7 protein-coding genes are annotated in these 5114 nt (G+C 71.2%); all 7 read left to right on the forward strand.

Annotation, left to right across the window (positions count from 1 at the left end; all coding sequences use genetic code 11):
• Nucleotides 1–839 (forward strand): agmatinase (gene speB, locus ACTS11_RS10055; RefSeq protein WP_442640180.1); only part of this gene is annotated, 839 nt, incomplete at its 5' end.
• 68 nt (nt 840–907) lie between these two features.
• Nucleotides 908–1837: a lysophospholipid acyltransferase family protein gene (locus ACTS11_RS10060; RefSeq protein WP_442640181.1), complete on the forward strand. Its 930-nt coding sequence runs from the start codon at nt 908–910 to the stop codon at nt 1835–1837.
• A 20-nt stretch (nt 1838–1857) separates the two neighbouring features.
• Complete coding sequence (locus ACTS11_RS10065; protein ID WP_442640182.1) at nt 1858–2676, forward strand: glutamate racemase; 819 nt, start codon at nt 1858–1860, stop codon at nt 2674–2676.
• Between the two features lie 247 nt (nt 2677–2923).
• The gene (gene ccmE, locus ACTS11_RS10070; RefSeq protein WP_442640183.1) at nt 2924–3382 is read left to right on the forward strand and encodes a cytochrome c maturation protein CcmE; all 459 of its coding nucleotides are present in this window, start codon (nt 2924–2926) and stop codon (nt 3380–3382) included.
• Between the two features lie 89 nt (nt 3383–3471).
• Nucleotides 3472–4083, forward strand: coding sequence for a holin-associated N-acetylmuramidase (locus ACTS11_RS10075; protein ID WP_442640184.1), 612 nt, complete (start codon nt 3472–3474; stop codon nt 4081–4083).
• Nucleotides 4074–4598 (forward strand): holin family protein, encoded by a 525-nt coding sequence (locus ACTS11_RS10080; protein ID WP_442640185.1) that lies wholly within the window; start codon nt 4074–4076, stop codon nt 4596–4598. The genes ACTS11_RS10075 and ACTS11_RS10080 overlap by 10 nt, the downstream gene beginning before the upstream one ends.
• Before the next feature lie 58 nt (nt 4599–4656).
• A partial coding sequence (locus ACTS11_RS10085) for a trehalose-phosphatase (protein WP_442640186.1) occupies nt 4657–5114 on the forward strand: 458 nt, incomplete at its 3' end.

Here is a 5114-nt window from a genome sequence, read left to right on the forward strand (position 1 = left end):
ACCTGGGCGGCCTCGATATCGCCGTGACCGGCATCCCCTTCGACCAGGCGGTGACGAACCGGCCCGGCGCGCGCCTCGGGCCGAGGGCGATCCGCGAGGCCTCGCTCCTTCAGCCCTTCGACCCGCCCTATGGCTGGGACGGGTATTCGCCGCTCGAGGCGCTCGCGATCCTCGACTACGGGGACATGGCGCTCGACTACGCGCACACGGCCGACGTGCCCGCCCGGATCGAGGCGCATGCGCGCGGCATCCTCGACGCCGGCGCGGCCTGCTTCGCCATGGGGGGCGACCACTCGGTGACGCTGCCGCTCCTGCGGGCGCACGCCGCCAAGCACGGGCCCCTGGCGCTGATCCAGGTCGATGCGCACACCGACACCTGGCCCGACGACGATCCCTCGCGCATCGACCACGGCACCTTCGCCTACAAGGCCGTGAAGGAGGGGCTGATCGACGTCGCGCGCTCGTCTCACGTGGGCATCCGCACCGTGGTGGAGGACAATCTCGGCATCCACATCCACGACGCGCGCGAGGTCCACGCGAAGGGCGCGGCCGAGATCGCGCGCCGCGTGCGGGAGCGGGCGGGGCGGGGGCCGGTCTACCTGTCCTTCGACATCGACGGGCTCGACCCGGCCTTCGCGCCGGGCACGGGCACACCGGTCTGGGGCGGGCTGTCCTCGGCGCAGGCCGCGCTCTTCCTGCGCGAGCTTGCGGGCATCTACCTGGTCGGCGGCGACATCGTCGAGGTCTCGCCCCCCTTCGACCACGCGAACATCACCGCCGTCGCGGGCGCGCATGTCCTTCTCGACCTCATCTGCCTCTGGGGCTGGACGCGGCGCTGAGGCCGCTGGACCGACTCGCGGCCTCGGGCTATGCGGATGGCACCGTGTTTCTGCCCGGAGCCCCTGACATGGTCCGACGCCGCCGGGACCGCGCCACAAGGACCGTCGCGCGCGACATCTCCTACGCCTCCTCGGCCGCCTCGCGGGGCGGGCGGGCGATGATCCGCGTGATGGAGAACGCGACCGGCCGCCTGACGCTGATCCGCCGCGCCGAGGGCTACAACGACGAGGTGCGGCAGGGTCGCGACTTCTGGGAGGTCATGGTCGAGCGCTACGGACTGCGGCTCGAGGTCGTCAGCGGCAGCCTCGACAACATCCCCCGCGAAGGGCCGCTCGTGGTGATCGCGAACCATCCCTACGGCATCCTCGACGGGCTGATGCTGGGCCATATCCTGTCGGCGGCGCGCGGCGATTTCCGCATCCTCGCGCACCGTGTCTTCCGCAAGGCGGACGACATCAACCGGATCATCCTGCCGATCAGCTTCGACGAGACCAAGGAGGCGCTGGCCCTCAACATCCAGACGCGGAAGGACGCGCTGGAGTATCTCGCGGCGGGCGGGGCGATCGGCGTCTTTCCGGGGGGCACCGTCTCCACCGCCGCCAGGCCCTTCGGGCAGCCGATGGACCCGGGCTGGCGCAGCTTCACCGCGCGGATGATCGCGAAGTCCGACGCGACCGTGGTGCCGATCTTCTTCGAGGGGCACAACTCGCGCCTCTTCCAGCTGATGAGCCACCTGCACACGACGCTGCGCATGGGCCTCCTGATCAAGGAGTTCCGCGCGCGCATCAACCAGCCCGTCCGCGTCGTCGTGGGCGAGCCGATCCCGCGCGCGCGGCTCGCGCCCTATCTCGGCGATGCACGGGCGATGATGGAGTTCCTGCGCGAAACCACCTATTCGTTGAGCCCCCGGCCGCTCGATCCGAGCGCGCGGGGCTTCGAATTCGAGGAACAGCATCGCGACAAGGATGCGCCGGGGCGGCTGATCGACCGGTATTGAGGGGCGGAAGGGACAGGCGGATGGCGGTAGGCGTTTTCGATTCGGGCCTCGGGGGCCTGACTGTTCTCGATGCGGTGACAAAGCGCCTGCCGGAGGTTCCCTTCGTCTATTTCGGCGACAATGCGAACACACCCTACGGCGTGCGCGATGCCGACGACATCTACGAGCTGACGACGCGCGGTGTGCAGTGCCTCTTCGACCAGGGCTGCGACCTGGTGATCCTCGCCTGCAACACGGCGTCGGCCGCCGCGCTGCGCCGGATGCAGGAGGGCTGGGTGCCCCGCGACAAGCGCGTGCTCGGCGTCTTCGTGCCGCTGATCGAGGCGCTGACCGAGCGCAAGTGGGGCGACAACTCGCCGCCGCGCGAGGTCGCGGTGAAGCACGTCGCGCTCTTCGCCACGCCCGCCACGGTCTCGTCGCGCGCGTTCCAGCGCGAGCTCGCCTTCCGCGCCATCGGCGTCGACGTCGAGGCGCAGCCCTGCGCGGGCGTCGTCGACGCGATCGAGATGGGGGACATGATCCTCGCCGACGCGCTGGTGCGCAGCCATGTCGAGTCGCTTCTGCGCCGGATGCCGAAGCCCGAGGCCGCGATCCTGGGCTGCACGCATTACCCGCTGGTCGAGGAGGTCTTCCGCGAGGCGCTCGGCCCCGAGGTCGCGGTCTACTCGCAGCCGGACCTCGTGGCGGCCGCGCTCGCCGACTACCTGGCGCGGCACCCCGCCATGGTCGGGCCTGGAACCGAATCGAGGTTTCTCACCACCGGCGACCCCCGGCGCGTGGCCTCCAAGGCCACCCAGTTCCTGCGCCGCCAGATCGCCTTCGAGGCGGCGGATGTCTAGACGGGCCTGTGGATGGATCTGGGGTCGCTTCTGCACGCCCCGGTTGTAATTCCAAAAATTAACCACGTAAAACATGGCCTTGGGAAATCCGGTTGAAGCTCCGGGGTGGTGTCGAGAAGTCCGGTGCTGTCGACGCGGGTGGCGCGTCTCCCTGTCCACTCGACTTGACGGCCATCCTGCCCCAAATGAAGGGAAGGTCCCGGACAGGAACGGCGGCGACAGGCCCACAGGAGCATGTGAGTAACCGATGCGCGGCTTGAAGAAACAGAGACGTATCCAGATCGTGATCCTCGCCGTCGTGGCGCTGGCGCTGTCCACCGCGCTGATCGGATATGCCATGCGGGACGGGATCAACTTCTTCCGGGCGCCCTCCGACGTGGCCGAAGCACCGCCGCCCGCGACCGAGGTGTTCCGCATCGGCGGCCTCGTCGAGGAGGGGACGCTGGTGCGCGGCGAGGGCGAGACGATCAGCTTCAAGGTCACCGACGGCGGCGCCTCGATCCCGGTGACGTACACCGGCATCCTCCCCGACCTCTTCGGCGAGGGCGAGGGGATGGTCGGCACGGGCCGCCTCGTCGACGGGGTGTTCCAGGCGACCGAGATCCTCGCGCGCCATGACGAGACCTACATGCCCGAGGAGGTGATCGACGCGCTGCAGGCGCAGGGCGTCTACCGCCACTACGAGGGCGAGGACCCGGAGAGCTGATCCGGGGGCGCTTGCCCGCGCGTTAGCGCTTTCTTCACCCTGCCATGGTGCCATGCCGGTCATCAGAAACCGAGCATGGAGGGCGGGCCATGCTGTCGGTTCGCGACATCGCAAAGGACATCGTCGCCCGGGAGGGCGGCTTCGTGAACGATCCCGACGATCCGGGCGGCGCCACGAAACACGGCGTCACCATCGGCACGCTGCGGCGGCTCGGGCTCGACCTCGACGGGGACGGCGACGTGGACACGGCCGACGTCCGCGCCGTCACGCCCGAGATCGCGACCGACCTCTTCGTGGAGCACTACTTCACCCGCCCCGGCATCGGTCGCCTGCCCGAGGCGCTGCAGGCGACCGTCTTCGACATGTACGTGAACGCGGGCGCGAACGCGGTCCGCATCCTCCAGCGGCTCCTGCGGGACATGGGCTTCGACATCGCGGTCGACGGCGTCATCGGGCCGCGGACGCTGGGGGCCGCGCGGGCGGCGGAGGCGCGGGCGGCCGCACACCTCGCCGACGCCTACGGGATCGCGCGGCGCAACTACTACTACCGCATCGGCGACCGGCGCGCGGCCAGCCGCAAGTACGCCCGCCGCCGCGACGGCGGCAAGGGCGGCTGGATCCTGCGCGCCGAGGCCTTCATCTCGCCCCGCTACCACCTGAGCGAGGCGCAGCACCGCGAAAGGACAGCGGCATGGGACTGATCGGACGCGCACTGGCTTCGGGCGCGCTCGCCACGGCGGGCGAGGCGGCGGAGGGGCTCTCGGAGGTCTTCGTCGCCAACGCGACCCGCGAGATGGAACTGTCGCACGAGGCCTATCGTCTCGCGCTCGAGGCGGCGGCGGAGGAGTTCCGCCACGCCGGGCTCTCGGGCTACGACCGCTTCGTGAACGGTCTGAACCGGCTGCCGCGCCCCTTGATGGCGCTCGGGACCATCGGCCTCTTCAGCTACGCCATGGCGGACCCCGAGGGCTTCTCGGCGCGGATGGTGGGCCTCGGCGAGGTGCCCGAGCCGCTCTGGTGGCTTCTCGGCGCGGTCGTGGGCTTCTACTTCGGCGCGCGGGAGTTCCACTACATGCGCAGGCCCGCCATCGGTTCGGCGCAGACGGCGCGGGGCGGTCTTCTCGGCCTCTTCCGCCGCCGCCCGGCCGAAGCGCCCGAGGAGAACCCGGCACTGTCGGACTGGCGCGCGGCGACGCGGGGGCAGGGGGCGGGCTGACATTCCCGCGCGGCTCCCGCTATAACGCCCGGACCTGCGACCCCCCGGGAGACGGCACATGACGCGGAACGCACTGGCGCGGCTCGACCCCGCGCGGCTGGCGATCTTCCTCGACTTCGACGGCTGCCTCGTGGACATCGCGGCGCGCCCGCAGGACACGGTCGTGCCGCATCCCCTGCCGCCCATGCTGCGGCGTCTGAACCGCCGGACGGGCGGCGCGCTCGCGCTCGTCTCGGGGCGGCCGGTGGCGGAACTCCGGCGCTTCGTGCCGGGGCTCGACCTGATGCTCTGCGGCTCCCATGGGGCGGAGCGGGCGCGCGGCGCGGGCCCGGTGGCGCGGCTCCCCGTGGATCGCGCGGCGCTTGGCGCGGCGGCGGCTGAGGCCGAGGCGCGCGTGGCAGGCGTCCGCGGCCTCCTGATCGGGCGCAAGCCCGTGGGCCTCGGCCTGCACTACCGCGGCGCGCCCGCGCGGCGCGGGGAAATCGAGGCTATGGCCGCCGACCTGCTCGCCGCGCT

The sequence above is a fragment of the Roseicyclus sp. genome (genome assembly GCF_052168335.1).
Taxonomy (GTDB): domain Bacteria; phylum Pseudomonadota; class Alphaproteobacteria; order Rhodobacterales; family Rhodobacteraceae; genus Roseibacterium.

What these genes read in the sequence shown, in the direction of transcription:
- ACTS11_RS10065 (WP_442640182.1), top strand. Translation starts at nt 1,858, where the DNA reads ATGGCGGTAGGCGTTTTCGATTCGGGCCTCGGGGGCCTGACTGTTCTC.
- ccmE (WP_442640183.1), top strand. Translation starts at nt 2,924, where the DNA reads ATGCGCGGCTTGAAGAAACAGAGACGTATCCAGATCGTGATCCTCGCC.
- ACTS11_RS10075 (WP_442640184.1), top strand. Translation starts at nt 3,472, where the DNA reads ATGCTGTCGGTTCGCGACATCGCAAAGGACATCGTCGCCCGGGAGGGC.
- ACTS11_RS10080 (WP_442640185.1), top strand. Translation starts at nt 4,074, where the DNA reads ATGGGACTGATCGGACGCGCACTGGCTTCGGGCGCGCTCGCCACGGCG.
- ACTS11_RS10060 (WP_442640181.1), top strand. Translation starts at nt 908, where the DNA reads ATGGTCCGACGCCGCCGGGACCGCGCCACAAGGACCGTCGCGCGCGAC.